General features: G+C 59.3%; 22 protein-coding genes. 9 read left to right on the top strand and 13 right to left on the bottom strand.

The genetic code is table 11. The features are described 5' to 3' along the window. Window positions 1-51: 51 nt before the first annotated feature. Window positions 52-1,395, bottom strand: a complete 1,344-nt coding sequence (locus tag RMS95_RS02105) for an RsmB/NOP family class I SAM-dependent RNA methyltransferase (RefSeq protein ID WP_310643161.1) — start codon at window positions 1,393-1,395, stop codon at window positions 52-54. Between the two features lie 20 nt (window positions 1,396-1,415). Here RMS95_RS02105 and RMS95_RS02100 point away from each other — a divergent pair, with 20 nt between their 5' ends. Next, window positions 1,416-1,658: a DUF1653 domain-containing protein gene (locus tag RMS95_RS02100; RefSeq protein ID WP_310643159.1), complete on the top strand. Its 243-nt coding sequence runs from the start codon at window positions 1,416-1,418 to the stop codon at window positions 1,656-1,658. 6 nt (window positions 1,659-1,664) lie between these two features. On the opposite strand, the gene RMS95_RS02095 is transcribed toward RMS95_RS02100, so the two are convergent. After that, window positions 1,665-2,780, bottom strand: coding sequence for an acyl-CoA dehydrogenase family protein (locus RMS95_RS02095; RefSeq protein ID WP_310643158.1), 1,116 nt, complete (start codon window positions 2,778-2,780; stop codon window positions 1,665-1,667). Window positions 2,781-2,795: 15 nt separating this feature from the next. Beyond that, a complete protein-coding gene (locus RMS95_RS02090; protein WP_310643156.1) occupies window positions 2,796-4,016 on the bottom strand; it encodes an acyl-CoA dehydrogenase family protein in 1,221 nt (406 codons plus the stop codon). 107 nt (window positions 4,017-4,123) lie between these two features. On the opposite strand from RMS95_RS02090, the gene purN reads away from it, so the two are divergent. Next, on the top strand, window positions 4,124-4,714 hold the full coding sequence (purN, locus tag RMS95_RS02085; protein ID WP_310643154.1) for a phosphoribosylglycinamide formyltransferase: 591 nt from the start codon (window positions 4,124-4,126) through the stop codon (window positions 4,712-4,714). A gap of 26 nt (window positions 4,715-4,740) precedes the next feature. On the opposite strand, the gene RMS95_RS02080 is transcribed toward purN, so the two are convergent. Next, window positions 4,741-5,298: an HNH endonuclease gene (locus tag RMS95_RS02080; protein ID WP_310643153.1), complete on the bottom strand. Its 558-nt coding sequence runs from the start codon at window positions 5,296-5,298 to the stop codon at window positions 4,741-4,743. Window positions 5,299-5,409: 111 nt separating this feature from the next. Here RMS95_RS02080 and RMS95_RS02075 point away from each other — a divergent pair, with 111 nt between their 5' ends. The 3 genes from RMS95_RS02075 (at window position 5,410) to lspA (ending at window position 9,943) form a co-directional block, all read left to right on the top strand. Beyond that, complete coding sequence (locus RMS95_RS02075; protein WP_310643152.1) at window positions 5,410-6,384, top strand: bifunctional riboflavin kinase/FAD synthetase; 975 nt, start codon at window positions 5,410-5,412, stop codon at window positions 6,382-6,384. Between the two features lie 128 nt (window positions 6,385-6,512). After that, the gene (ileS, locus tag RMS95_RS02070; RefSeq protein ID WP_310643150.1) at window positions 6,513-9,386 is read left to right on the top strand and encodes an isoleucine--tRNA ligase; all 2,874 of its coding nucleotides are present in this window, start codon (window positions 6,513-6,515) and stop codon (window positions 9,384-9,386) included. Window positions 9,387-9,430: 44 nt separating this feature from the next. After that, on the top strand, window positions 9,431-9,943 hold the full coding sequence (lspA, locus tag RMS95_RS02065) for a signal peptidase II (RefSeq protein WP_310643148.1): 513 nt from the start codon (window positions 9,431-9,433) through the stop codon (window positions 9,941-9,943). Between the two features lie 134 nt (window positions 9,944-10,077). Here the strand turns inward: lspA and RMS95_RS02060 are convergent, their stop codons facing one another. Further along, on the bottom strand, window positions 10,078-11,061 hold the full coding sequence (locus tag RMS95_RS02060; protein ID WP_310643147.1) for a quinone oxidoreductase: 984 nt from the start codon (window positions 11,059-11,061) through the stop codon (window positions 10,078-10,080). Window positions 11,062-11,187: 126 nt separating this feature from the next. On the opposite strand from RMS95_RS02060, the gene RMS95_RS02055 reads away from it, so the two are divergent. After that, the gene (locus RMS95_RS02055; protein WP_310643146.1) at window positions 11,188-12,108 is read left to right on the top strand and encodes a DMT family transporter; all 921 of its coding nucleotides are present in this window, start codon (window positions 11,188-11,190) and stop codon (window positions 12,106-12,108) included. 34 nt (window positions 12,109-12,142) lie between these two features. On the opposite strand, the gene RMS95_RS02050 is transcribed toward RMS95_RS02055, so the two are convergent. Further along, on the bottom strand, window positions 12,143-12,937 hold the full coding sequence (locus RMS95_RS02050; RefSeq protein WP_310643144.1) for an SDR family oxidoreductase: 795 nt from the start codon (window positions 12,935-12,937) through the stop codon (window positions 12,143-12,145). Next, on the bottom strand, window positions 12,937-13,845 hold the full coding sequence (locus RMS95_RS02045; RefSeq protein ID WP_310643142.1) for a DMT family transporter: 909 nt from the start codon (window positions 13,843-13,845) through the stop codon (window positions 12,937-12,939). The genes RMS95_RS02050 and RMS95_RS02045 overlap by 1 nt, the downstream gene beginning before the upstream one ends. Before the next feature lie 86 nt (window positions 13,846-13,931). On the opposite strand from RMS95_RS02045, the gene RMS95_RS02040 reads away from it, so the two are divergent. Together RMS95_RS02040 and RMS95_RS02035 are read left to right on the top strand one after the other, a co-directional pair. Continuing rightward, window positions 13,932-15,692 (top strand): cation:proton antiporter, encoded by a 1,761-nt coding sequence (locus RMS95_RS02040; RefSeq protein ID WP_310643140.1) that lies wholly within the window; start codon window positions 13,932-13,934, stop codon window positions 15,690-15,692. A 96-nt stretch (window positions 15,693-15,788) separates the two neighbouring features. Continuing rightward, window positions 15,789-16,742 (top strand): DMT family transporter, encoded by a 954-nt coding sequence (locus tag RMS95_RS02035; RefSeq protein ID WP_310643138.1) that lies wholly within the window; start codon window positions 15,789-15,791, stop codon window positions 16,740-16,742. On the opposite strand, the gene RMS95_RS02030 is transcribed toward RMS95_RS02035, so the two are convergent. The 3 genes from RMS95_RS02030 to RMS95_RS02020 all read right to left on the bottom strand — a co-directional run bounded on the left by RMS95_RS02030 (window position 16,708) and on the right by RMS95_RS02020 (window position 19,426). Further along, window positions 16,708-17,124 carry a hypothetical protein gene (locus RMS95_RS02030; protein ID WP_310643137.1) on the bottom strand — a complete coding sequence of 139 codons (417 nt, stop codon included), beginning with the start codon at window positions 17,122-17,124 and terminating at the stop codon, window positions 16,708-16,710. The two genes, RMS95_RS02035 and RMS95_RS02030, sit on opposite strands and share 35 nt — an antisense overlap. Before the next feature lie 16 nt (window positions 17,125-17,140). Further along, the gene (locus tag RMS95_RS02025; RefSeq protein ID WP_310643135.1) at window positions 17,141-17,653 is read right to left on the bottom strand and encodes an EndoU domain-containing protein; all 513 of its coding nucleotides are present in this window, start codon (window positions 17,651-17,653) and stop codon (window positions 17,141-17,143) included. A 78-nt stretch (window positions 17,654-17,731) separates the two neighbouring features. Next, window positions 17,732-19,426 carry a gamma-glutamyltransferase family protein gene (locus tag RMS95_RS02020; RefSeq protein WP_310643134.1) on the bottom strand — a complete coding sequence of 565 codons (1,695 nt, stop codon included), beginning with the start codon at window positions 19,424-19,426 and terminating at the stop codon, window positions 17,732-17,734. On the opposite strand from RMS95_RS02020, the gene RMS95_RS02015 reads away from it, so the two are divergent. Then, window positions 19,419-19,571, top strand: coding sequence for a hypothetical protein (locus RMS95_RS02015; RefSeq protein ID WP_310643133.1), 153 nt, complete (start codon window positions 19,419-19,421; stop codon window positions 19,569-19,571). The genes RMS95_RS02020 and RMS95_RS02015 overlap by 8 nt on opposite strands. 52 nt (window positions 19,572-19,623) lie before the next feature. On the opposite strand, the gene RMS95_RS02010 is transcribed toward RMS95_RS02015, so the two are convergent. From RMS95_RS02010 to RMS95_RS02000, 3 genes are all read right to left on the bottom strand, one after another. After that, the gene (locus tag RMS95_RS02010; RefSeq protein ID WP_310643131.1) at window positions 19,624-21,246 is read right to left on the bottom strand and encodes a gamma-glutamyltransferase family protein; all 1,623 of its coding nucleotides are present in this window, start codon (window positions 21,244-21,246) and stop codon (window positions 19,624-19,626) included. Then, complete coding sequence (locus RMS95_RS02005; RefSeq protein ID WP_310643129.1) at window positions 21,243-22,514, bottom strand: DUF3422 domain-containing protein; 1,272 nt, start codon at window positions 22,512-22,514, stop codon at window positions 21,243-21,245. The genes RMS95_RS02010 and RMS95_RS02005 overlap by 4 nt, the downstream gene beginning before the upstream one ends. 108 nt (window positions 22,515-22,622) lie before the next feature. Further along, window positions 22,623-24,134: a tripartite tricarboxylate transporter permease gene (locus RMS95_RS02000; protein WP_310643127.1), complete on the bottom strand. Its 1,512-nt coding sequence runs from the start codon at window positions 24,132-24,134 to the stop codon at window positions 22,623-22,625. Window positions 24,135-24,150: the final 16 nt, after the last annotated feature.

Raw genomic sequence — 24,150 nt, 5'->3', positions numbered from 1 at the left:
TCAAAAACTTTCAAATGAATTGAATAACCGTCAATTTTAGGAGAAATGGCCTTATTTGGCTACCCAGACTGCGGCGAAGAAGCCGTCTGTGGCATGTACATGGGGCCAAAGGCGCAAATACAAGCCATCAGGTGTGCAAAGGCTGCCTGCGTTCTCAACTTTGAGCTCTGTCAACGTGTCTGCCGCCGACAAAGGCACAAAATTGGGATGCGCTGCGCTGAAAGCTTGGGCGATGGCCTCGTTTTCTTCGGGCAACACGCTGCAAGTGGCATACACCAAGCGACCACCCGACTTCACCAAACGCGCAGCGCTGGCCAAGATCGACGTTTGCTTTTCGGTCAGCTCTTGCACCGCCTTGGGTGATTGACGCCACTTGAGGTCAGGGTTGCGGCGCAAAGTACCCAAACCCGAGCACGGGGCATCGACCAACACACGGTCAATCTTGCCGCTCAGGCGCTTGATACGCTCATCGCGCTCGTGTGCAATGGCTGAAGGGTGCACGTTCGAGAGCTTGCTGCGCGCCAAACGGGGCTTCAAAGACTCCAAACGGTGGGCCGAGGTGTCAAACGCATACAAACGCCCCGTGCTGCGCATCGCTGCGCCCAAAGCCAAAGTTTTGCCGCCTGCGCCTGCACAAAAGTCGACCACCATCTCGCCGCGCTTGGCGTCGAGCAACAGGGCCAACAACTGTGAGCCTTCGTCTTGCACCTCAATCGCACCACGCGCAAAAGCGTCCAAGTTCGACAAAGCAGGCTTGCCCTGAATACGCAGGCCCCAAGGTGAAAACGGTGTGTTTTCCGCCTTGATGCCCGCCAACTTCAACTCATGCTGCACGTCGGCACGTTTGTCGGTGAAGGTGTTGACGCGCAAGTCCAGCGGCGCACCGCCATTCAAACGCTCGACCAAAGGCCAAAAGCCTTCGCCCACTTGGGCTTTCAGCGGCTCAACCAACCACTCGGGCATGTTGTGGCGGTGACGCTCCATCAATTCAGCAGGATTCACCGATTCGCACGCTTCTAGCCACGCGGCCTCTTGCTTGTTGAGGGCGCTGATTAAAAAGTCGAGCGCTTGGCTGCCGGGTTGTTGGTGACGCTTAGGCTGGGTGGAGGCAGGCTGGGGCGCTGCGTGCTCTTTCAAATGCTGGGCAAACCCCAAAATCGCCAAGCGGCGCTCTTTGGGACCCGAGCCTGAAGGGGCGAAATGGTCGAAGCGCAATTTGTTGCGCAACACGTTGTAGGTGGTTTCAGCCAGAGCGGCGCGCTCACGCGGGCCGAAGGCGTAGGTTTTGCGGTAATCACGGAAAAACTTGGAGACCACAGCGTCGGCTGGGTGGTCAAACTTCAAAGTGAGGCGAACGAGCTCGGTACAAGCTTCAAGAAGGGCTTTTGGATGCATAGGGTGTATTGTCCCATCCCATGAACGACCTTGACTTGACCCCACTCCAAGAAACCCCAATCGGCCTCTACAGCCACTACAAAGGCGGCCTTTACGAGGTGATTGGCACCGCCAGACACAGCGAAACCTTAGAGCCGATGACGGTTTACCGCGCCCTCTACGGCGAACACGGCCTGTGGGTACGCCCCGCCGCCATGTTCACCGAGCAGGTGACGATTGAAGGCGTGTTGCAACCACGCTTTCAAAAAACCGCCACCGCCTAACGCCGTTTAAGCAAACACCCCAGCGGTGTCTTGCATGTGCGCCGACACTTCGCCCAAGTGGTGCAAGGTGTCGCCAAAGGTCATTTCCAGCTGCGTGAGCTTCTTGAAATAGTGGCTGACGATGTACTCGTCCGTCACCCCAATGCCGCCGTGCAACTGCACCGCTTGCTGTCCCACAAAACGCATGGACACGCCCAATTGGTATTTGGCGCGACTCATGGCGCGGCGACGCTCGGGTGCGGGGTCGTTGAGCTTCAAGGTGGCGTAGTAGCTCATGGAGCGTGCCAATTCGAGCTGCATCTTCATGTCGGCCAAGCGATGGCGCAAGGCTTGGAAGCTGCTGATCACCACACCAAACTGCTTGCGCATGTTCATGTACTCGATCGTGATGGCCACGGTTTTGTCCATCACACCCACGGCTTCGGCGCACAAAGCGGCCACACCGATGTCCACCGCATGCTCCAACGCGGTTTGGCCATCGGCCGTCACCAGCTGTGCCGCAGCGTTGTTCAAGTGCAGTTCAGCCGCGCGGCTGCCGTCTTGCGACACATAGCCTTTGGCAGACACGCCAGCGGACTCGCGCGCCACGATGAACAGCGCCAATTTGCCGTTGGCCACCGCAGGCACCAAATACGCATCGGCCACATCGCCCGCAGGCACCACGCTCTTGGCGCCCGTCAACGTCCAGCCCGTGCCCGCTGGCGTGGCTTGCGTTTTACAAGCCGCCAAGTTGTAACGGCCTGCACGCTCTTGCTGCGCCAGCACCACCAAGGCTTCGCCCGAGGCCACTTTGCCGCACCAAGCCGCCTGCACGTCCGCAGGCGCATACCCCGTCAACACCGCACCCGCAATGAGGGTGTGCGCCAGAGGTTCAAGCACGATGCCGCGCCCCAACTCCTCCATCACCACCATGCCCTCGACAGGCCCCATCCCCAAACCGCCGAGCTCCTCAGACACGTACAAACCGCCCAAGCCCAGCTCGGTCAGCTCGGTATAGGCCTCGCGTGAGAAACCGCCCGCAGCCACGATGTCACGGCGACGCTCAAAGTCGTAGCCCTTGTCCACCCATTTGCGCACCGCGTCGCGCAGTTGTTCTTGGTCGTCAGAAAAATTGAAATCCATGATGAATCCTTGTGTTTAGCCCAGCACCACTTGCGCCACGATATTGCGTTGCACCTCGTTGGAGCCGCCGTAAATGGTGGTTTTACGCATGTTGAAATAGATCGACGCCAAGGGCGCGCTGCGCATGTCGCCGTTGGGCCACAAGCTGCTGAGCGCTTGGTCGCCTTGGTAACCCGCTTGCATGGCTTCTTCAATGAACGGCACACTGGCAGGGCCTGCGGCGAGCATCATCAATTCGCTGTAACGCTGTTGAATTTCGCTGCCCTTGATCTTGAGCAAACCCGCAATATCCAACGACTGCTTGCCCGACTTCTCGGCAGACAGCACGCGCAGCACCAGCATTTCCAGCGCCACCACGTCCACCTCCAGCTTGGCCACTTCGTCGCGGAAGCGTTGCGCCTCGGCACCGCCCGTGGCAGGGTCGTACACGCCCTCGGCCTTGGCGATGCGCTTCAAGCGCTCCAACTCGCGCTTGGCGCGGTTCACGTCGGCAATGTTGGTGCGTTCGTGGGCCAGCAAATGTTTGGCATACGTCCAGCCCTTGTTCTCTTCGCCAATCAGGTTTTCGGCAGGCACTTCGACGTTGTCGAACCACACCTCGTTCACCTCGCATTCACCATCAAGCAGCTTGATGGGGCGCACGCTCACGCCAGGCGACTTCATGTCAATCAGCAAGAACGAAATGCCCGTTTGCGGCTTGCCCTCGTTGCTGGTGCGCACCAAGCAAAAAATCCACTCGCCGTATTGGCCCAACGTGGTCCATGTTTTTTGGCCGTTGACGATGTACTTGTTGCCCACGCGCTCGGCGCGAGTTTTGACCGAGGCCAAATCAGAGCCCGAACCCGGCTCGCTGTAGCCTTGGCTCCACCACACCTCGCCACTGGCAATGCCGGGCAAGAAACGCTTTTGTTGTTCAGCATTGCCAAAGGCCATGATCACAGGGGCCACCATCACGGGACCAAACGGCACGATGCGCGGGGCACCGGCCAACGCGCACTCTTCTTCAAACAAATGCTTCTGCACCGCCGTCCAGCCTGGGCCACCAAACTGCGTGGGCCAACCGTAGCCCAACCAATTTTTAGCGCCCAAAATCTTGGCCCAACGCTGCATGTCCTCACGCGTCAAACGCAGCGCGTTGTGCACCTTGTGCGACAAATCTTTGGGCAAATTGGCGTGCACCCAAGCACGCACCTTTTGACGAAAAGCCTCTTCTTCAGGGGTGAAGGCCAAATCCATGACGGGTTCCTTTAGTTGTGCGAATGCGTAGTTTTAGCACGACCGTGCTCTTTTTCTTGTCTAACCCACGACAAACACGGGCAAACCCTGATCGATAATTTGTGCACATGAAAAACATCGTGATCTTGATTTCTGGCAGCGGCTCCAACATGGCAGCCATCGTGCGCACCGCACAAACCCAACAATGGGCCCATCGTCTGAACGCCCAAGTCAGCGCCGTCATCAGCAACAAAGCCGAGGCCGCAGGCTTGGCCTTCGCCAAAGAGCACGGCATTGCCACCGCCGTGATTGACCACAAAGCCTTTGCTGGCGAACCTCAACCCCGCGAAGCTTTTGACGCGGCCTTGATGGCCGAGATCGACACACACCAGCCCGACTTGGTGGTGCTCGCGGGCTTTATGCGTATCTTGACGCCCAGCTTTGTGGCGCACTACGCGGGCCGTTTGATCAACATCCACCCCTCGCTGCTGCCCGCCTTCCCCGGCCTCAACACCCACGCCCGCGCCTTAGACATGGGTTGTAAATTTGCTGGGGCCACCGTGCACCGCGTGACCACCGAACTCGACCACGGCGACATCTTGGCCCAAGCCGTGGTGCCGGTGCTGGCTGACGACACGGCAGACACCTTGGCTGCACGGGTGTTGACGCAGGAGCATTTGATCTATCCGAAGGTGGTGGCCCAACTTCTGGCCGCGTGAGGTCCCTCGCCAAGGGGACCTGACACTCAGGCCAAGAGCCGCGAACTCTTAGGCACATGCGCCATCAAAAACTCCATCTGGTCCGCCAAGATACGGCGGTTGCGAAGGATGAAGTCTTCCCACAAGCTAGGCTCGTAAGGGGTATAAATCAGCGGCATGCGCGCCTGCTCGGGCGTGCGGTTGCCTTTGCGGTGGTTACAGGCGCGGCATGCGGTGACCACATTCATCCATGTATTCGGGCCACGTTGCCCCATCGGGCGAATGTGCTCACGGGTGAGTTCTGATTCGTGGAAATGATCGCCGCAGTAAGCGCAGATGTTGCGGTCGCGGGCAAAGAGCTTGTCGTTGGTAAGGCCCGATTTCAAATCAAACGGGTTGATGTTGGGCACGCCCTTGGTCCCAATGATGCTGTTGACCGTGATGATCGACTGCTCGCCCGTGATGGCGTTGGTGCCGCCATGGAACACCGCCACTTCGCCGCCAGATTCCCAGCGCACTTCGTCGGCCGCGTAGTGAATGACCGCTTGTTCTAGCGATATCCATGACTGCGGCAGCCCTTGGGCAGACAGTTTCAAGACCTTCACACCTCACCTCCATTCGCTTGCAAAAAACGACCGTTCGGGAATGCACATCTATCGCTGACAATATACCTTTATTGGGTGACAGTTTGATGTTCGTTGCCCCACACTCAAATCATGCAAATTTTTCGAGGTTTTCATCACCCGCAACTGGCCAAAGCGTGCGCTTTGACCATCGGTAACTTTGACGGCGTACACCGTGGCCACCAAGCCATGTTGGCCCTGCTCAACAACGAGGCCCGCCACCGTGGCGTGCCCAGTTGCGTGATGACGTTCGAGCCCCACCCCCGTGACTTTTTTGCGGCGCAGCACAGTCAACCCGATTTGGCTCCTGCCCGCATCGCCACCCTGCGTGACAAATTCAACGAACTCAGCGCCTGCGGTGTCGACCAATGTGTGGTGCTGCCGTTCAACCACGCCTTCGCATCGCAGCAACCACAAGCCTTCATCGAAGAGGTGTTGGTCAAAGGCTTGGGTGTGAAATACGTGTTGGTGGGTGACGACTTCCGCTTTGGCGCGAAGCGTGCGGGCGATTACGCCATGCTCGATGCAGCCGGTGCCACGCAAGGTTTCGATGTGGCCCGCATGAACAGCTACGAAGTCCGTGGGCTGCGCGTGTCCAGCTCGGCAGTGCGTGACGCTTTGGCACGTGGCGCCATGCAAGACGTGGCGCAATTGCTGGGCCGCCCCTACGCCATCTCGGGCCATGTGGTGCATGGCCGCAAGCTAGGCCGCGAGCTGAACTGCCGCACGCTCAATTTGCGCTTCAGCCACTGGAAGCCCGCCGCCAGCGGCATCTTTGTGGTGCAGGTACACGGCTTGGCCGACCAGCCCTTGGCCGGTGTCGCCAATTTGGGCATTCGCCCCTCGCTCGACCCAAACGATGTGAACGGCGGCCGCGTGCTGCTGGAAACCCATTGCCTCGACTGGCCTGCCAGCCTAGGCGCTGAGGGGGGCTACGGTAAAATCATTCGCGTGGAACTGCTGCACAAATTACACGACGAGCTGAAATACGACGGTCTGGACGCCTTGATGCAAGGCATTCACAAAGACTGCGACGACGCACGCGCTTGGCTCGCAGCCCGAATTTGACGGGGCGTGCAGCCCCTTCTGCTGCACATTGCCCCGCGCCTCTTACCTTTTCGCTTGCCTTGAAGCCCGCCAATTGAACGCGGCTTTGCAGCACCCGCCCAGATTTAAGCTTCCGACCTGAGATCGCCATGACCGACAAAGCCACTGATTACCGCGCCACCCTCAACATGATGGACACCCCGTTCCCCATGCGGGGTGACTTGCCCAAACGCGAACCCGCGTGGACCCAACAATGGAACGAGCAAGGCTTGTACAAAAAACTGCGTGTCGCCCGCCAAGGCGCACCGCTGTTTGTGCTGCACGATGGCCCGCCCTACGCCAACGGCAAGCTGCACATCGGCCATGCGCTGAACAAAGTTTTGAAAGACATGATCGTCAAATCCAAGCAACTCGCTGGCTTTGACGCGCAATACATCCCCGGTTGGGACTGCCACGGTTTGCCCATCGAAAACGCCATCGAAAAACTGCACGGCCGCAAACTCAGCCGCGACGACATGCAGGCCAAGAGCCGCGCCTTCGCCACCGAGCAAATCGAGCAACAACGCGAAGACTTCAAACGCTTGGGCGTCTTGGGCGACTGGGAGCGTCCCTACCGCACCATGGACCCCGCCAACGAAGCCGGCCAACTGCGCGCCTTCAAACGTGTGATGGAGCGCGGCTTTGTGTACCGTGGCTTGAAGCCCGTGTACTGGTGCTTTGACTGCGGCTCGTCCTTGGCCGAGTTTGAAATTGAATACGCCGACAAGAAGAGCGACACACTCGACGTGGCCTTCTTGTGCGCTCAGCCCGAAAAGTTGGCTGCCGCCTTTGGCTTGCCCAAGCTCGACAAGGAAGCGTTCGCCGTGATTTGGACCACCACCGCGTGGACCATCCCTGCCAACCAAGCGCTCAACATGCACCCCGACATCAACTACGCCTTGGTCGACACCGAGCGTGGTTTGTTCTTGTGCGCGGCATCGTTGGTCGAGAAATGTTTGGAGCGTTGGAAGCTTGAAGGCAAAGTGGTTGCCACCGCTACGGGCGACAAGCTCGGCCTCATTGAGTTCAACCACCCACTGTCACATGTGGACGCTGGCTACAAACGCACAGCCCCCGTGTTCTTGGCCGACTACGTGGGCGAGAGCGACGGCACAGGCATCGTTCACAGCGCACCTGCCTACGGCGTGGATGACTTCAACTCATGCATGGCCAACGGCATGAAGTACACCGACATCTTGAACCCCGTGCAAGGCAACGGCGCGTATGCCGCTGACTTCCCGCTGTTCGGTGGCCAGCACATTTGGAAAGCTGTGCCCGTCATTTTGGAAGCCCTGCAAAACGCAGGCCGTTTGATGGCCACACAAACCATCACACACAGCTACCCACATTGCTGGCGTCACAAAACGCCCGTCATCTACCGCGCTGCAGCGCAGTGGTTCATCCGCATGGATGCGTTTGACAGCACGACCGAAAAAACCACGGGCAAGTTCATCACCGACAAGTCAGCCAAGTCGCTGCGCGAACTCGCGTTGCACGCGATTGACGAAACGCACTTCTACCCAGAAAACGGCCGCGCACGTTTGCGCGACATGATTGCCAACCGCCCCGACTGGTGCATCTCGCGCCAACGCAGCTGGGGTGTGCCCGTGCCGTTCTTCTTGCACAAAGACAGCGGCGAGTTGCACCCACGCACCATGGCCATCATGGACCAAGCAGCAGACATCGTCGAAAAAGGCGGCATCGAAGCCTGGAGCCGCGTGACGGTGGAAGACATCCTCAACCAGCCCGGCGACGACGCCGCCAGCTACACCAAGAGCACCGACATTTTGGAGGTGTGGTTTGACTCAGGCTCCACCTTCCAACACGTGCTGCGCGGTAGCCACAAAGATGCTTACGACCGTGCGCCACATCACGACCAAGGCCCAGAAGCCGACTTGTATTTGGAAGGCCACGACCAACATCGTGGCTGGTTCCACAGCTCGTTGTTGCTCGGCTGCGCCTTGTATGACCGCGCGCCCTACAAAGGCCTGCTGACCCACGGCTTTGCCACCGACGGCCAAGGCCGCAAGATGAGCAAGAGCTTGGGCAACACCGTCGCCCCGCAAGAAGTGAGCGACAAAATGGGCGCCGAAATCGTGCGCTTGTGGGTGGCCAGCACCGACTACTCGGGCGACCTCAACATCGACGACAAAATTTTGGCCCGCGTGGTCGATGCGTACCGCCGCATTCGCAACACACTGCGCTTCTTGCTCGCCAACGTGAGCGACTTTGACCCAGCCAAAGACGCCGTGGCGTTTGACGACTTGTTGGAAATCGACAAGTACGCACTGTCTCGCGCTGCGCAAGTACAAGCCGACATTCGCGCGCACTTCGATTCGTATGAGTTTCACCCCGTGGTGTCCAAGTTGCAGCTGTATTGCTCGGAAGATTTGGGCGCGTTCTATTTGGACGTGCTCAAAGACCGCCTGTACACCACAGCGCCGAAGTCGCTCGCACGTCGCAGCGCACAAACCGCGTTGCATCAAATCACCCACGCCATGCTGCGTTGGATGGCCCCGTTCCTCAGCTTCACCGCTGAAGAAGCATGGGCCACGTTTGGCAAGTCGGAGTCCATCTTCTTGGAGACTTTCACCGATCTCGGCTCCAGCAATGCGGCACTGATGGACAAGTGGCATGCCGTGCAGCAAGTGCGCGAAATCGCCAACAAAGAAATCGAGAACAAACGCACCGCAGGTTTGGTGGGGGCATCGCTGCAAGCCGAGCTCGTCATTCATTGCGATGGTGCAGCGTATGACGCGCTGGCTTCATTGGGTGATGACTTGAAGTTTGTGTTCATCACCTCCAAGGTTGCGCTCGTCAAAGGCGAAGGCTTGACGGTTGAAGTCAAAGCCAGCGAAGCCACCAAATGCGAACGCTGCTGGCACTACAGCGATGACGTGGGCCACAACCCCGCGCACCCCACGCTCTGCGGTCGTTGCGACAGCAACCTGCACGGCGACGGTGAAGTGCGACATTTCGCTTAAACATTGACGCTTCACCCCCCGCACTCCCCACGTCAAAGGCTCACATGGCACGCTCCACCCTCGTTCGCAAAAGCAGTGGCAGCCCCACGTCTTACTGGCTGTGGCTGGGTTTGGCCTTGGTGGTGTTGCTCGCCGATCAGTTCACCAAAGTCTTGATCGTCAGCACCTACAGCTTGGGGGAAGGGTTTCCGGTCACGGGCTACTTCAACATCGTGCGGGTGCACAACTTGGGCGCGGCTTTCTCGTTCCTCGCGTCGGCAGGCGGTTGGCAACGCTGGTTCTTCACGGGACTGGGCGTGGTCGCCGCCAGCGTGATGGTGTGGATGCTCAAAAAACACCCCAACCAAAAACTGTTTGGGTTTGCCATTGGCTGCGTCTTGGGCGGGGCCATTGGCAACGTGATCGACCGTTTGCTGTATGGCTACGTGGTGGACTTTCTCGACTTCTACTACGCGGGCATCCACTTCCCCGCGTTCAACGTGGCCGACAGCGCCATCACGCTAGGCGCGGCATGTTTGATCTTGGATGAAATTTTGCGCGTGCGACGCGGGCATTAATGCGAACACTGACACGCACACAGCCTTTGCAACAAAAAAGCCCTGCTGAATTTTCAGCAGGGCTTTTTTTCGTCTGAACCAGACGCCACGTCATCCGTGGCGCTGGGTTTAAAAGCCGAAGCTCAGACTCACGTTCACAACGTGATGATGGTGCAACCCGTGGTCTTGCGGGCTTCCAAATCGCGGTGCGCTTGGGCAATGTCGGCCAAGGGATACGTTTGGTCGATGTGAATTTTCACCTTGCCGCTGGTGACGGCTTCGAACAAATCATCGGCCATCTCTTGCGTGCTCTCGCGCGTGGTGATGTGGCTGAACAAGGTTTGACGTGTGAGGTAGATCGAGCCCTTGGGGCCCAAGATGCCGGGGGCAATCGGAGCGGGTGCGCCAGAGGCGTTGCCAAAGCTGGCCATCAAACCAAACGGTGCCAAGCAGTCGAGTGATTTGTCCCAAGTGTCCTTGCCCACCGAGTCGTACACCACTTTCACGCCTTTGCCACCGGTGATTTCTTTCACACGCACCAAGAAGTCTTCCGTGTTGTAGTTGATGGCGTGCGATGCGCCGTTGGCCAAGGCCAATTGGCACTTGGCATCGCTGCCAGCGGTACCGATCAAGTTGTAACCCAGCGCCTTGGCCCATTGGCAAGCAATCAGGCCCACACCACCCGCGGCAGCGTGGAACAAGATGAAGTCACCGGCTTTCAGGCCGCCTTGAGGCAGCGTGCGCTTGAGCAAATACTGTGCGGTCAAACCTTTCAGCATCATGGCTGCGCCAGTCTCAAACGAGATGGCATCGGGCAATTTGCACACGCACTTGGCGGGCATCACACGCTCTTCGCAGTAGCTGCCGGGAGGTTGGCTGGCGTATGCAGCGCGGTCGCCCACTTTCAAATGGGTCACGCCTTCGCCCACAGCCTCCACGACGCCCGAGGCTTCCATGCCCAATTGCAAAGGCATGGGCAAGGTGTACAAACCGCTGCGTTGGTACACGTCAATGAAGTTCAGGCCCACGGCCTTGTGGCGGATGCGAATTTCACCGGGTCCAGGTTGACCGACCGTGACGTCCACGAGCTTGAGCTCTTCAGGGCCGCCGTTTTTTTCGATGATGACTGCTTTGGTCATGGTGTTGTGCTCCAGTGTTTGAAAAGTGGGTCAAATTTTTAAGACGCTGCATCCTGCCATGGATTTGGTCCCCGAGATGTCACTTGGGTTATCCGGCCACACATCGCTCAGGTAGAGTCAAACCCTATGTCTTTTGCCCCTCTTGCCTTGACGCCGCGCACTGCGGCGCTTTTGTTGATCCCGCCACTTTTGTGGGCCGGCAATGCCATCGTCGGCCGCTTGGTGCACGAGCTGATTCCACCACTCACGCTCAACTTCTTGCGCTGGCTGTTGGCGTTTGTCTTGCTGCTGCCCATCGCCAACCAAGCCCTGCGCGCCAGCAGCCCGCTGTGGACACATTGGCGGCGTTATGCCTTGCTCGGCTTGCTGGGCGTGGGCTGCTACAACAGCTTGCAGTACTTGGCCCTGCAAACCTCCACGCCCATCAACGTGACCTTGGTGGCATCGAGCACACCCGTTTTCATGCTGGCGTTTGGCGCTTTGTTTTTCAAACAAGGTGTCCGCAAACGGCAAATCTTTGGCGCTGCACTGTCCATCGCTGGGGTACTGCTGGTGCTGTGTCGCGGCGATTGGCAAGCCTTGGCACAGGTGCAGCTGGTGCTGGGTGATGTGTTTGTGTTGATCGCCACCGCTTGCTGGGCGTGGTACAGCTGGTTGTTGGCGCAAACCACCGAGCCCGCGCAAGTGCGTGGCAACTGGGCATATTTTTTAATGGCGCAAATGGCCTTTGGTCTGAGCTGGTCGGGCCTCTTCACCGCCGCCGAGTGGACGGGCTACACGGGCCTCACCGAGGTGCACATCGTGTGGGGATGGCCGCTGGTGGCCGCACTGATTTACGTCGCGGTCGGGCCGTCCTTGTTGGCCTACCGCTGCTGGGGCTTGGGCGTGCAGCGCGTGGGCCCCAACATCGCTGGCTTCTTCGCCAACCTCACTCCTGTGTTTGCCGCCACGATGTCGGCCTTGGCCTTGGGTGAGATGCCTCAGATCTACCACGCTGCCGCCTTTGTGATGATCATTGGCGGCATCGTGGTGTCCTCGCGGAAGTAACCCGCATCACGGGTCAAGTCCCGAGTCAGAGGGTTTAGTACGTGCCGGCGTAAGCACCACCATCGGTCAAGATGTTTTGACCGGTGATGTAGCTGGCTTGGGCGGAGCACAAAAACGCGCAGGTGTCGCCAAACTCTTGCGGATTGCCAAAGCGCAGTGCAGGAATGGTTTTCTTGCGGGCTTCGGCAATGGTTTCAATCGGCTGCCCTGTTTTCTCAGACGCGCCCTTCATGGTGCCCTTCAAACGGTCGGTGTCGAATGCACCCGGCAACAGGTTGTTGATGGTGACGTTGTTCGAGGCCAGTTTTTGCGTGCGTGCCACGCCCGCCACAAAGCCGGTCAAGCCCGAACGTGCGCCGTTGGACAAACCCAAGATGTCGATCGGTGCCTTCACCGCGCTCGACGTGATGTTGATCACGCGACCAAACCCGCGCTCGGCCATACCGTCTACGGTGGCTTTGATGAGTTCGATGGGGGTGAGCATGTTGGCGTCAACCGCCTTGATCCACGCATCGCGGTCCCATGTGCGGAAATCGCCAGGGGGCGGACCACCTGCGTTGGTCACCACAATGTCGAAGTTTTTACCGGGACCACCCGCGACCGACCAAATGGCTTCACGGCCCTCGACGGTGGTGATGTCCACCGCCACCGCGAGGATGGTGGTGCCCAGCTTGCGCAGTTCAACCGCCGCAGCCTCCAAAGCCTCTGCGCCGCGTGCCACGATGACCACGTTGGCACCTTCACGCGCCAACGATTGGGCACATCCGAAACCGAGGCCCTTGCTTGCACCGCCGACCAATGCCCACTTACCTTTGATTCCTAAATCCATCACTTCGCTCCATACTTTGAAACAACAAACACCCCCCCCAACACCAGCAGGGTTCCGACCCCGATCCAAGCGTTGAGTGGCTCATCCAAGACCAACACGCCGAGCGTGATGGTGGCCATTGGCCCAATCATGCCTGTTTGTGCGGTCAAGGCAGCACCAATGCGCTCAATGGCCATCATGACCATCAGCACAGGTGCCACCGTGCATGCGATCGCATTCAATGCGGCCAACCACAGCACCTCGTGCGGCACATCGGCGGCAGACAAGGGCCTGAGCAACAAGAACTGCGCAATGCAACACACACACGCCACGCTGGTGGCCCAGCCCACCAAACGCATGGAGCCAATGCGCTGCACCAATTGGCCGCTGTAAATCAAATACATGGCGTAGGTCAGCGCACTGGCCAACACCAGCGATCCCCCTAGAACCACATCTGTGCCCGCCACCGTCAACTCATGCGAGAAGACCAGCAACACACCGCTGTAGCTCAGCGCCATGGCCCACATGCGAAGGGGCTGAATGGGCTTCTTGAAAAACAACCAGCCCAGCACCACCACCATCGTGGGGTTGAGATACAAGATGAGCCGCTCCAAGCTGGCCGTGATGTATTGCAACCCCAAGAAGTCGAGAAAGCTCGACAGGTAATAACCCACAAACCCCAAGGCCATGATGCTCAGCACATCGCGACGCGTCAGCGGGTTGGCTTTGGCGTGCGCTTGGCGCTCCGCCCACAACCCGAGGCCCATGAAAAACGGCAGCGCGATCAACATGCGCAGCATCACCACCGTGACGGCATCCACGCCGTAGCGGTACGACAGTTTGACGATGATGGCTTTGCCGCTGAACGCAATAGCACCTGCAGCAGCGAGTAACAAGCCCGAAAGAACGGGACGCGAAGAAAAGGTCATGAAGGACGCAAAGGTCTAGGGTAAATCTGGAGTTTATGTGAGGCTCGTCAAGGCCCTTGTCACAAACGCTCGGTACCATTGGAGACATGTCGTCGTTAGAACTCACCCTCCTTTATTTATGCGCTGCGGTCGTCAGCGTGGTGGGCTGCCGACTCATGCATTTGCCGGCCATGCTGGGCTATTTATTTGCCGGTGTGGTGATTGGCCCCAACGCCTTGGCGCTGGCCAAAGACTCCATGGCCGTAGAGCACTTGGCCGAGTTTGGCGTGGTGTTCTTGATGTTCGTCATCGGCTTGGAGTTCAACCTGCCCAAGCTCATGCGCATGCGCAAGCTGGTGTTTGGCTTGGGGCTGGGCCAAGTGGTGCTGACGCTGGTCGGGGCACTGCTGTTCAACATCGCCATAGGCGTGGCCATTCGACAGTTCGGGCAGAGTTGGCAGGTCAGTTGGCAAACCGCCTTGGCCTTGGGCAGTGCCATGGCCATGTCAAGCACAGCGATCGTGGTCAAGCTCATGTCCGACCGCATCGAGTTGGAGTCGCCCCACGGTCAACGCGTGATGGGCGTGCTGCTGTTTCAAGATTTGGCCGTGGTGCCGCTGCTGGTGTTGATTCCAGCCTTGGCCGACATGGCCGACAACAACCTCTGGCGCGTGCTGGGCATTGCCATGCTCAAAGCGGGCGTGTTGGTGGGCTTGCTGCTGTGGGGCGGCCAACGCGTGATGCGCGAGTGGCTCAACTTGGTGGCGCGGCGCAAGAGCGACGAGTTGTTCATGCTCAACCTCTTGTTCATGACGCTGGGCTTGGCATGGCTGACCGAACTGGCAGGCTTGTCGTTGGCCATGGGCGCCTTCTTGGCCGGTATGTTGATTGCCGAAACCGATTTCAAACACCAAGTGGAAGCCGACATTCGCCCTTTCCACGATGTGCTGCTGGGCCTGTTCTTCATCACCATCGGCATGAAGTTGGACTGGGAAGTGATTCACGACAGCTGGGGCTGGGTGCTGTTGCTCAGCGTGGTGCCCGTCTTGCTCAAAGCGGGTTTGGTGTTTGTGTTGGCGCGCATGCAAGGCGCAGCGGCGGGTGTGAGTTTGCGCACGGCCATTTATTTGGCACAAGCCGGTGAATTCGGCTTTGTGTTGTTGTCGTTGAGTTTGCAAAACTCGCTGATTCCTGTGTCGTGGATGAGCCCCATCTTGGCCTCGATGGTGTTGTCCATGATCGCCACCCCTTTCTTGGTGATGAACGCCGACCGCATCGTCAACCGCCTCATCAGCAACGACTGGCTCATGCAATCGCTAGCGCTCACGGGCATGGCGCAGCGCACCTTGAAAACAGAAAACCATGTCATCGTCTGCGGCTATGGGCGCTGCGGCCACAGCTTGGTGGACTTGTTCAAGTCCGAAGGCATTGCGTACGTGGCCCTCGACTCCGACCCCGACAAGGTACAAAGTGGCCGCAGCGCGGGCAACCATGTGGAGTTTGGCGACGCCACGCGCTTGGCCAGCCTCATGTCTGCGGGTTTGGTGCGCGCCTCGGCGGTGGTGGTGACTTACCCCGACACACCCTCAGCCTTGAAGGTGCTGGCGTGGGCCACCGAGCATGCCCCCCAAGTGCCCGTGATTGTGCGCACCCACGACGACCACGATTTAGAACGCTTGCGCGCCGCAGGGGCTGCCGAAGTGGTGCCCGAAGTGCTGGAAGGCAGTCTGATGCTGGCCAGCCAAACCTTGGCTCACATTGGCATTCCGCTCAAACGCGTGATTCGTTTGGTGCAAGGCCAGCGTATGACGCGCTACGCCATGATGCGCGACGCCATTCCCCCCAAAGACGACACGCCCGCCGCTTGAACGCTTGCGACCGCTCGGTCAACGTAGCAAGGCTGAGCATGCACGCGTAACACAAGCGACTGCGCTCGCATGAAGGCTGACTTAAAGTGGGTCGCAATGAAGACATCTCTCGTGCGCCGCCTCTCGTTGGCCAAACATCGCACCCACCGAAAAGCCCAACGTCTGCCCGTGGCTTGGCAAGGCATGTTGTGGATGGCCATGGGCGGCCTGATGTTCTCGCTGCTCAACACCATCGCCCGCGCCATCGCCTTAGAGATGGACGCCTTCCAAACCCAGTTTTTGCGCTACCTCTGCGGCTTGGTGGTCATGCTGCCCTTGGTCTGGCGCTCAGGCTTTGCCGCGTATTGGCCCAAAGACATCAAAGGCCAGTTCTGGCGCGGCGGCGTACACACCGTGGGCCTGATGTTGTGGTTCATCGCCCTGCCACGCATTCCGTTGGCCGACATGACCGCCATCAGCTTCACTGGGCCCATCTTCATCATGATCGGGGCGGGTTTGTTTTTGGGCGAGCCCATGCACCGCGACCGTTGGATCGCCTCGCTCATTGGCTTTGCTGGCGTGTTGGTGGTGGTGCTGCCCAAGCTCTCGGGGGGCGGCGGTTGGTTTCACTTGGTCATGCTGGCATCAGCGCCGGTGTTTGCCGCCTCGTTCTTGATCACCAAGGCCCTCACGCGGTATGAGAACGCGGGCGTGATCGTGCTGTGGCAAGCCTTGACCGTGACCGTGCTGAGCTTTCCACTGGCGCTGACGCATTGGCAAGACCCCAGCGCTTGGCAATGGGTGGGCTTTTTTGCCGCGGGCATCTTGGGCACCACGGGGCATTACTGCCTCACGCGGGCGTTTGAGTTGTCTGATATTTCGGCCACCCAGTCGCTGCGCTTTCTCGACTTGGTGTGGGCCTCGGCCATGGGCTGGTTGGTGTTCGCCGATGTGCCCAGTCAATCCACATGGCTGGGCGCATGGGTGATTTTGATGTCGACCGTTTGGATTGCGCGACGCGAAGGTCGCCGCCCCATCAAGCCTCTGAGCCCAAAAACGCCCGCCACTTGAGCAGCGCGTCTTTCACCACAGCCAAACTGAAACGGCCCTCCGGTTGGTCCCACCACGCGGTGTCTTCGGGACCAATGTTGCTGGCGTTGAACTGAACACCCTCTGGCGTCAGGTTCACACACCACGCATCACCATCGGCAAACCACTGCGGGCAGGTGCCCGCTTCGAGGTCCGCCACCGCTTCCACGATTTCTTGGCAACGCTCGGGGTCATCCACATCGCTGGTGAGCCAGCTGCACACGAATCGGTTCATCGGGTGTGCTTCATCCACGGTGGCATCGGGAGCGTCGTCGGGCGTCCACTCACAAAAGGGATAAAACACGCTGGCGGCTGAGCTGCCAGGTATGGGCAATTGTTCGGCGTCAAAAAAGTGGAAAGGCATGGTGCGTCCTGGGGCCTCAATGGCGTTTGCTGTAAACGGGATAGGCCGTGACGCGCGGGGCCAAGTAGCCCTCCACGCGCACGCCGCTGGGGGTCAAAGCGCTCCACTTTTCCCCTTTTTTGGTTTTGGTTGGGCTGTTCCAAGCGGCATCTAACTCGGTGGTGATGCGCTCGGCGGTCCAGTCTTTGGGGAACATGGTGTTGAACATGGGCTGGCCGTTGCGGTCGGTTTTGGTCAACCATTGCCCGGGGCGCTGGGGATCGGCCATTTGCACATGGGCACGGTACACGCCGGTGGCGTCTGGGGCTGACTCACTGCCGGGCACGACGCGCACATCGCCTTTGAGCAAACTGTGCCCACCTGTGGGTTCGCCGGTGCGACGGTTGAAGTCCGCGCCAATGATGTGTGCCATGTCAATCGGGCTGCTGGGGCTGAATGCCAGCGCAAGGTTGAAACTGCCCCCCAAGCCCATGACGCCCAACACGGCGCAAAGCGCCAACGTACGAAGCCATTGATGCCGCAATCTCATCACTTACCTTTTTTTGTGTTCTGTATGGAGGCATGAGTTTAGGCGACGCAGCGCAGGCAGCCTCGCCGTGCAGCTCAGTCACTCGCCCAAAGCCACGCCTTCACGGCGCGGGTCGGCCACACCGATCCACACCGAGCGGCCATCGCGCTGTTGACGCATCAACAAATGCACGCCGCTGGTCAGGGCTTGTGTGCGCACCACCGCGCCTCGGGCACGCAAAGCGTCTGCAGTGCCCCCCGAGAAGCGCCCTTGCTCGAGCACCAAGGGCCCGCCTATCGATCCAAAATTGGGGCTGTCTACCGCCGCTTGGGGCGACAACCCCTGCTGCAACACGCCCAACAAGGTCTTGGTGGTGAAGTGAATGATCATCGCGCCGCCGGGGCTGCCCACACTCATGAGCAACTGTCCTGTGGCTTTGTCGAACACCAAGGTCGGCGACATCGAAGAGCGTGGCCGCTTACCCGGCTGCACACGGTTGGCCACCGCGCGGCCTTGGGCGTCGCGGGGCACAAAGCTGAAGTCGGTCAACTCGTTGTTGAGTAAAAAGCCCTTCACCATTTGCCGCGCACCAAAGGCGTCTTCCAAGGTGGTGGTCATCGCCACGGCTCGGCCCTGCGCATCGACGATGCTGAGGTGTGAGGTGCCCATTTCAGGTTGCTCGGCCATCGCGGAGAAGTGTTGCGCGGCGCGGGGAACAGGCTCGCCAGGGGCCACTTGCACGGCAGCCACGGGCTTGATCTGCTGAGCACGCGACTTCAAATAATCAGCCTGCAACAAGCTCGACCAGTCGCCCCCCGGTGCGGTGACGAAATCGGGGTCGGCCACATACTGCGCGCGATCGGCAAAGGCCAAGCGCGAGGCTTCGTTGTAGGCATAGAGCCATGATGCGTCTGGCCCTTCGACTGACCAAGACCGCCCAGCAGCTGAGGTATGAGGCAGCATGCCCAAGATTTGCGCCATGGCGAGCGTTCCCGAACTCGGAGGTGGTGCGCCACAAATGCGGTAGAGGCGTGAAGCAGATGCAGCCTCGGTAACGGGGTAATCAAAACACAAGGGCGGGCGCACCTTGCTTTGGTAATGAGCCAAATCACTCAGCTGCAAACGCCCAGGGTTGCTAGGGTGCTGTTGCACCTTGCTCACCATGGCCTGCGCCACCTCGCCGCTGTAAAAAGCAGACACGCCTTCGGTGGCGATGCGCTGCAGCACATCCGCCAATTCAGGGTTACGCAGCACATAACCCACGGGGTGGGGCTCCAACTGGGCTCGGCCGAGGTCTTGGTAGAAATAAGCGCGGGCCACAGGGTCCAAGCGCAAATAGGCATCGGCCTTGAGTTGTGCATGCAGGCGTGGGCTGATGGGGAAGCCTTGGCGTGCCAAGCGAATAGCGGGCTCAAACAAACGCGACCACGGCAGCACACCATGCTGCTGATGCGCCTGCGCCAGCATGTGCAACACGCCTGGCGTGCCCACAGAACGACCGCCCACCACCGCCTTGTGAAAGGCCAAGGGCTGACCGGTGTCATCGAGCAAGGCCGCTTCGGTCACCGCCGCTGGGGCCGTTTCGCGACCATCGAACACTTGCACGTTGGTCCCCGAGGCGTGGACCAAAAAAGCGCCACCGCCCAAGCCACTGGACTGCGGCTCTACCAAGCCCAGCACCATCTGCACCGCCACAGCCGCATCAACGGCAGAGCCCCCGGCTTGCAACATCTCAACGCCCGCTTGGCTGGCCAAGGGGTGCGCAGCAGCCACGGCAAAACGCTGCGTGAGCACCTCAGTTTTTGGTGTGAAGCCGGTGGCGATTTCAGGCTGTAACGGTGCCGATGCAGCGCCAGATGAAAGGCTCGATGAGGCCTTGGACAAAGTCACCGAAGCGGCAGAAACCGACCTTCGATCAGACGGCGGCGACCACGCCTGACACCCCACCAAAACCAGCAGCGCCAACGCAGAGGCTATGCGCTGCCCGTGCATCAGAACCCAGCCACCAACCCATCGCGACGTGCATCGCTCGCAGCCACATAGCCTTCGACCTTCGGATCACCCGCACGCCAAATGAATTGACCCGCGCCGAAGTCTTGGTAGCTGTCGTTGATGACGCCCACTTGGTGACCACGTGCCTGCAGGCCAGACGCCGTCTCGGCATTCAACGAGGCTTCGACGTTGATCTCTATGCCCGCGTTGTAGCGCCAGCGCGGCGCATCGCAAGCGGCTTGCGGGTTTTGCCCGTAGTCGAGCATGCGTACCAAGGTCTGCATGTGACCTTGCGGTTGCATGTTGGCCCCCATTACGCCATAGCTCATGACAGGCTGACCGTCTTTGCTGAGGAAGGCGGGAATGATGGTGTGGAACGGGCGCTTGCTCGGTGCCACCAAGTTGGCGGGATTGAGTCCCTTGGCATCCAAGCTGAAACCGTGGCCACGGTTTTGCAAACTCACGCCAAACGTGGGCTCGACACAGCCCGAGCCAAAGCCCATGTAATTGCTCTGGATGAAGCTCACCATCATGCCATTTTCGTCGGCGGTGGTGAGGTAAATGGTGCCGCCTTTGACGGGGTTGCCCGCGCCAAAGTCTTGTGCTTTGCGCAGGTCAATCAATTGCGCGCGGCCTTTCAAATAAGCGGGGTCCAGCATTTGCGCGGGCGTGACTTCCATGGCACTGGGTTCGGCCACGTAGCGGTACACATCGGCAAAGGCGAGCTTCATGGCTTCGATTTGCAAATGCTGCGAATCCACGCCGTCTACCGCCAAGCTGGCAAGGTCGAAGTTCTCCAAAATCCCCAACGCGATCAGCGCCGCAATGCCTTGGCCATTGGGTGGAATTTCGTGCAAGGTGTAGCCGCGGTAGTTTTGTGCAATGGGCGTGACCCACTCCGCTTTGTAGTTGGCAAAGTCACGCGCGGTGATGCTGCCACCGTGCTGCGCAGAAAACTTCTCGATCGCCTGCGCGATCTCGCCGCCGTAAAAAGCTTGCCCCTTGGTTTTGGCGATCGCTCGCAAACCCCGCGCTGCCCCCGGGAACTTGAACAACTCGCCCACGGCAGGCGCACGTCCCCAAGGTAAAAAGCTGTCTGCAAAACCCGGTTGGCTTTGCAATTCAGGCGTGGCAGCGGCCCATTTTTGTTGCACCACCACGGGCAGCAAATAACCGCGCTCGGCGATCTCGATGGCGGGTTGCATCAGGTCTTCAAAGGGCAACTTGCCAAAGCGCTCGCTCAAGGCCACCCAGCTGCCCACGGCGCCGGGCACCGTGACCGAATCCATGCCGCGCTTGGGCGGCGTCTTGGCACCGTCACCGTATTTGCGGTGGAAGTAATCGGGCGTCCACGTTTGTGGGGCTTGGCCCGAGGCATTGAGGCCATGCAGTTCTTTGCCGTCCCACAAAATACAAAACGCGTCGGACCCCAAGCCGTTGCTCACGGGCTCCGTCAGCGTCAACGCTGCCGCAGCGGCGATGGCGGCATCGACCGCATTGCCGCCCTGCCACAACATGCGCAAACCCGCTTGCGCAGCCAAAGGGTGCGAGGTGGACACCACGTTGCGCGCAAACACGGGCAATCGGGTGGAGGTGTACGGGTTGGTGAAATTGAAATTCATGTCTTAAATACCTTGTTGTGTAAACGTCGCATGGACCACCAAACAAGAAGGCCGACAAAGGGCAAGGCACATGCCGCCGTGATGTCAGCCGCGAAAGGCCAACCGAACTTTTCCGCACCTTTGGCCAAGTAACTCACCAAGCCGGTGAAGTAATAGGTGATGGCGGCCACCGACAAGCCTTCCACCGTGGACTGCAACTTCAGCTGCACGTCTTGGCGTTGGTTCATCGTGGCGAGCAGTTGTTGGCTGCTGAGTTGCTGCTCAAAGTCCACGCGTGTGCGCAACAAATTGCTCATGCGCGAGACGCGTTCAGACAGCGCGTTTTGACGTCGCGCTGCCCAGTCACACGTGCTGCGCGCTGGTGACAAACGACGTTCCATGAACTCACCAATGGTCTGCATGCCCGGCATGCGCGACTCGGCGATGTCGCGGATACGGCGATCGACCAATTCAAAATAAGCCCGTGTGGCCGAAAAGCGCGAATGGGTGGCGGCGTATTGCCCCTCCACCTCACCCGCCAAACGGGTCAAGCGGTCCAACAGGCCCGCTTCGTCGGCACGCGCTGCGCTGCGTATGGCTTGCGCCAAGGCTGCCAACTCACGCTCCGCGTCGGCCAACACCTGCGACGCTTCGCGCGCGGCTGGCAAGCCCAACGAGGCAGCCATGCGGTAGGTCTCGATTTCGAGCAACTGCTGCACCAAACGACCTTGGCGGCGTGGTGTGAGCGAGCCCGTCATCAACAACACACGCGAGTAACCATCGGGGTGCAACTGAAAATCGGTGTACACCTCGCCATGCCCCTCGGCCACCGTGGAGGCCACCAAGGTGTCTTCATGCAAAAGCTGAGGCAGCACAGCATGCACATCCAGCTGGCTCGGTGCCAGCAACCACACATGCAAGCGTGCCAAGCAGGCACCCGGCAAATCCGCCAGCCAAGCCTGCGGCACGGCTTGAACAGCGGTCATGGGTTGGGTAGGGTTCAACGCCGCATCGCTCACGGGCCGCATGAAGGTCCACGACACGAACTCGGTGTGTAACTCCCAACGCAAGCGAAACGCGCCCAAGTCCACACGCATGTGGTTGGTGTGATCGTCGGGGGCTGGCAGATGGTGGTCCAACAACAGACGCGACAAATGCGCGCGACTGGCTTGCGCACTGGCGCGGTCGACCCACATCACCACATGCGAGATGGCCAAAGGCGCTTGCATGGGTTCGGGTGGTCTGGCATGCACTTCGTTGTGCAAGGCCTGTCTTTGAAGGTGCTCCATCGTCAACGATCTTTCAGTGTTAAGAGATTGTGGCGCATACAAGCTGGCTCGCCATGCAAAACGGCACCCGAAGGTGCCGTTTTCAAAGTCAAAACTGAATGAACAGAATTAATCTTCCACGAAGGCTTCTTCTCGCTTGGACTTGATCGACGGCAAGAGCACGATCACCAAGAGCAAGGCGGCAGCCGCCAGTAAACCTGCTGACAAGGGACGGGTACCAAACACGGTCCAGTCACCACGCGACAGCAACAGGGCGCGACGCAGGTTCTCTTCCATCATGGGGCCCAAGATGAAGCCGAGCAACAAAGGCGCTGGTTCTACACCCAACTTGACGAAGGTATAACCCACGAAGCCAAAGGCCGCGACCATCCAGATGTCAAAGGTGTTGTTGTTGGTCGAGTACACACCAATCGCACAGAACAGCACGATGGCGGGGAACAAGAAGCGGTAAGGCACAGACAACAACTTGATCCACATGCCGATCAAAGGCAAGTTCAAGATCACGAGCATCAAGTTACCGATCCACATCGAGGCAATCAGACCCCAGAACAACTCGGGGTTGCTGGTCATCACCTGTGGACCGGGTTGGATGTTGTGAATGGTCATCGCACCCACCATCAAAGCCATCACGGCGTTGGGTGGAATACCCAAGGTGAGCAATGGGATGAAGGAGGTTTGGGCACCGGCGTTGTTGGCCGACTCAGGCGCCGCCACACCGCGGATGTTGCCTTGACCGAATGGCACTTCGCCTGGACGCAGCTTGGTTTTCTTCTCGATGGTGTAAGCCGCAAACGCAGCCAACAAGGCACCCCCACCCGGCAACACGCCGAGGATAGAGCCCAACGCTGTACCGCGAATGACCGCAGGCAGCATGTTCTTGAAGTCTTCCTTGGTGGGGAACAAACCTTCCACCTTGGCCGTGAACACTTCGCGCTCGTCTTCGGGTTGCGACAAGTTCGAAATGATCTCGCCGTAACCGAACACGCCCATCGCCACCACCACAAAGCCCACACCGTCGGTGAGTTCGGGGATGTCAAAGCTGAAACGTGCCACACCCGAGTTCACGTCGGTACCGATCAAGCCCATCAAGAGGCCCAACACGATCATGGCAATCGCTTTGAGCAAAGAGCCCGAAGCCAACACCACCGCGCCGACCAAGCCCAAAATCATGAGCGAGAAATATTCAGCAGGGCCAAACTTGAACGCGAGTTCTGTCAAAGGAGGCGCGAAGGCAGCCAAGATCAAGGTACCCACAGAACCAGCGAAGAACGAACCCAAGCCAGCAGCCGCCAACGCGGGACCTGCGCGGCCTTTGCGAGCCATTTGGTAACCGTCAATGGTGGTCACCACCGACGACGATTCACCAGGCAAGTTCACCAAAATCGCAGTGGTTGAACCACCGTATTGGGCGCCGTAATAAATACCAGCCAACATAATCAGCGCGGACACAGGGGGCAGCGCGTAAGTGGCGGGCAACAACATGGCGATGGTCGCCACAGGGCCAATGCCTGGCAGCACGCCAATCAGCGTGCCCAAGATACAACCGACCAAGGCGTACATGAGGTTGATGGGCGTGAACGCCACACCAAAACCTAGTGAGAGGTTTGCAATCAAATCCATTTTTTATTTCTCCCGG

Origin of the sequence: Limnohabitans sp. (genome assembly GCF_031539175.1) — a bacterium.
GTDB lineage: Bacteria > Pseudomonadota > Gammaproteobacteria > Burkholderiales > Burkholderiaceae_C > Limnohabitans.
The sequence above is the reverse complement of the archived record's forward strand: the minus strand, read 5'-3'. Positions and strand labels throughout refer to the sequence as shown.

What these genes read in the sequence shown, in the direction of transcription:
- RMS95_RS02105 (WP_310643161.1), bottom strand. Translation starts at nt 1,395, where the DNA reads ATGCATCCAAAAGCCCTTCTTGAAGCTTGTACCGAGCTCGTTCGCCTC.
- RMS95_RS02100 (WP_310643159.1), top strand. Translation starts at nt 1,416, where the DNA reads ATGAACGACCTTGACTTGACCCCACTCCAAGAAACCCCAATCGGCCTC.
- RMS95_RS02095 (WP_310643158.1), bottom strand. Translation starts at nt 2,780, where the DNA reads ATGGATTTCAATTTTTCTGACGACCAAGAACAACTGCGCGACGCGGTG.
- RMS95_RS02090 (WP_310643156.1), bottom strand. Translation starts at nt 4,016, where the DNA reads ATGGATTTGGCCTTCACCCCTGAAGAAGAGGCTTTTCGTCAAAAGGTG.
- purN (WP_310643154.1), top strand. Translation starts at nt 4,124, where the DNA reads ATGAAAAACATCGTGATCTTGATTTCTGGCAGCGGCTCCAACATGGCA.
- RMS95_RS02075 (WP_310643152.1), top strand. Translation starts at nt 5,410, where the DNA reads ATGCAAATTTTTCGAGGTTTTCATCACCCGCAACTGGCCAAAGCGTGC.
- ileS (WP_310643150.1), top strand. Translation starts at nt 6,513, where the DNA reads ATGACCGACAAAGCCACTGATTACCGCGCCACCCTCAACATGATGGAC.
- lspA (WP_310643148.1), top strand. Translation starts at nt 9,431, where the DNA reads ATGGCACGCTCCACCCTCGTTCGCAAAAGCAGTGGCAGCCCCACGTCT.
- RMS95_RS02060 (WP_310643147.1), bottom strand. Translation starts at nt 11,061, where the DNA reads ATGACCAAAGCAGTCATCATCGAAAAAAACGGCGGCCCTGAAGAGCTC.
- RMS95_RS02055 (WP_310643146.1), top strand. Translation starts at nt 11,188, where the DNA reads ATGTCTTTTGCCCCTCTTGCCTTGACGCCGCGCACTGCGGCGCTTTTG.
- RMS95_RS02050 (WP_310643144.1), bottom strand. Translation starts at nt 12,937, where the DNA reads ATGGATTTAGGAATCAAAGGTAAGTGGGCATTGGTCGGCGGTGCAAGC.
- RMS95_RS02045 (WP_310643142.1), bottom strand. Translation starts at nt 13,845, where the DNA reads ATGACCTTTTCTTCGCGTCCCGTTCTTTCGGGCTTGTTACTCGCTGCT.
- RMS95_RS02040 (WP_310643140.1), top strand. Translation starts at nt 13,932, where the DNA reads ATGTCGTCGTTAGAACTCACCCTCCTTTATTTATGCGCTGCGGTCGTC.
- RMS95_RS02035 (WP_310643138.1), top strand. Translation starts at nt 15,789, where the DNA reads ATGAAGACATCTCTCGTGCGCCGCCTCTCGTTGGCCAAACATCGCACC.
- RMS95_RS02030 (WP_310643137.1), bottom strand. Translation starts at nt 17,124, where the DNA reads ATGCCTTTCCACTTTTTTGACGCCGAACAATTGCCCATACCTGGCAGC.
- RMS95_RS02025 (WP_310643135.1), bottom strand. Translation starts at nt 17,653, where the DNA reads ATGAGATTGCGGCATCAATGGCTTCGTACGTTGGCGCTTTGCGCCGTG.
- RMS95_RS02010 (WP_310643131.1), bottom strand. Translation starts at nt 21,246, where the DNA reads ATGAATTTCAATTTCACCAACCCGTACACCTCCACCCGATTGCCCGTG.
- RMS95_RS02005 (WP_310643129.1), bottom strand. Translation starts at nt 22,514, where the DNA reads ATGGAGCACCTTCAAAGACAGGCCTTGCACAACGAAGTGCATGCCAGA.
- RMS95_RS02000 (WP_310643127.1), bottom strand. Translation starts at nt 24,134, where the DNA reads ATGGATTTGATTGCAAACCTCTCACTAGGTTTTGGTGTGGCGTTCACG.